Here is a 2,017-nt window from a genome sequence, read left to right as displayed (position 1 = left end):
CCCATCCCTACAGCCAGGCGCTGCTGTCGGCCGTTCCTTCTCCCGATCCCCGCATCGAAGCGGGACGCCGCCGGATCATTCTCGCGTTGCAGCCTGTCATCTGGCCGATAGCGGCCGCCGCCCGGTCATTGAAAGATGGGTATTTCTGCGCCCCAATGCGTTTTCGAGAAGCTGACCTATCAAGTTATGAAGGGTCCAAAAGGTCCAATCTCAATATTAATAGCGACTGCCGGCTCGGTACAAACGGCAGCGATGGCCGTTTCAGGCGTAGCAACATGAGAGGCCGATCGCAGGCTAGCCCTGCTGGATCTGCCACACGTTCGGGCAGTTCGAGCCCTTTTGGTCTCCAGCTATTCTCCATCTGAACGCGGACGCCATCCTGGACACCCAGTATGGGCCTCAAACGCTTTGGTTACCGCGATTGAAGCCGGAACGTCGTTTAAGTCGGGATTTTTCAACAAAAAGACACGGTAAATGTCCGACAAATCGCGCATGCTAACCGCTGGCAGTGCGCAATGGGTCTCCGTGGCGTAGAGTTGGGACCAAACCGCTGCCAGGAATCCAACGCAAAACTCAGCGGATGGGTCATTGCACTTCGAGGCCACTACATCCGCGCCATAGATTGGGCCGTCCGTGGGAGCCTTGGCCGGACTCGCGGCAACCAATGCCGACAATCCCAAAGCTAAGACGATAACTGGTGCGCGCATATCCCACCTCCAGTCTGACACAGCATATGCAGGACAGCGGTTCGCATGCAAGCTTCACCAGGTGGAAAGTTTTCCCGCAACATACCTCCTGAACAGGCAACGCCGTTAGTCATCCGGGTTCGAGTTTGTTAGGGCAGCGCCATGCTTCGGTGGACGGGCTGTAACGTTGGGCTTAAGGCCGGGCACCTGACGAATTTATCGAGGTAAACTAGTTCGCGCGATGGCAGATCTCCGGAGCACGCACACGTTCACTTGACCAGTATGCTTCATACTCTATTTTCGGATGAAACAGCTACCTCACTTTCCAGCCCGAGGTGTGACCGACATGTCGAAGACCTTGATCGCGGTTGCAACTGTATGTCTGACATCGACGCCGGTCTATGCCGACAAGGTCGATCTGGCGGTGGAAGCCTTTCACCGGACGTGTCTTGCACATGGACCTGACTTCGAGCGAACCGTCGCCACTGCTGTGCGGCTAGGATGGAGCCCGCTTTCCGGCAAACCCTCTGCACCGGTGCTTCCGGCCGACGGTGTAGATGCCTTCCAAAGATGGCTAACGAACGGCAACGACATGCCGGTCAAAACTATGATCGCGGTGGCAAAAGCTACATTGAAAGGCAAGGCGGTGCAGACATGCTCGATCATGCTGTTCGACATTGATCGCGCGGCTTTCGAAGAGCGTTTCTTTGCACGGACGGATGCCGTAAAAATCGGCGAGGACAGAATCGGGGCGCAAGTTTCCAAACTCTACATATTGATTGCCGACAATCGAAAACAGCTTGTCCATTTGACGTTCCCGAGGTCCCGGATCACGTCGAACACGATCATTGCAAGCTCGATCGCCGAGGACTAGGAATGCTCTGCATCGATCTGGAGCAGGAAATTGAGCGATCGGCAAAAGATCATCTGGATGATAATGCTGGCAATCCTTGCTGGCATCGCGGTGATCATGCTCAACCATTGGCTGAAGGGCGACCTTGGGTAGCTGCCTCTGTGTAAGCAAGGGAGATGGCCGGCAAGCATTTCGGCCCGTCCCATTTCGGCCTGCTTGCGATGGCAGGTGTTCTACCTGAGCCGGAATCGACGAGCGAAATGTGAGCGAAAAATGCAGCTGACAGGCATAGTATCAGGCGCGGCGCTGTTGCTCGCTTCCGCCGCGGCGGCGAACGCCCATCCGCATGTGTTTGCCGAAGCGAAGCTGGACCTGACCGTCGGCCCAGACAGGACGGTCAAGTCGCTTCGGCATTCCTGGCGTTTCGACGACCTCTTTTCCAGCACCGTGCTGATGGAATTCGACAAGAATTCCGACC

Annotated in this window: 2 protein-coding genes and 1 pseudogene; all 3 read left to right on the top strand. The window is 56.2% G+C overall.

The features are described from left to right. Positions 1-365: pseudogene (locus NKJ89_RS35510) on the top strand (hypothetical protein); the annotation flags it as partial. 667 nt (positions 366-1,032) lie between these two features. Next, on the top strand, positions 1,033-1,560 hold the full coding sequence (locus tag NKJ89_RS35505) for a hypothetical protein (protein ID WP_352609060.1): 528 nt from the start codon (positions 1,033-1,035) through the stop codon (positions 1,558-1,560). A gap of 252 nt (positions 1,561-1,812) precedes the next feature. Beyond that, positions 1,813-2,017 (top strand): DUF1007 family protein (locus tag NKJ89_RS35500; RefSeq protein WP_352609059.1); only part of this gene is annotated, 205 nt, incomplete at its 3' end.

Origin of the sequence: Mesorhizobium sp. M0047 (assembly GCF_040323315.1) — a bacterium.
Taxonomy (GTDB): domain Bacteria; phylum Pseudomonadota; class Alphaproteobacteria; order Rhizobiales; family Rhizobiaceae; genus Mesorhizobium.
This window is presented reverse-complemented; position numbering and strand designations above follow the sequence as displayed.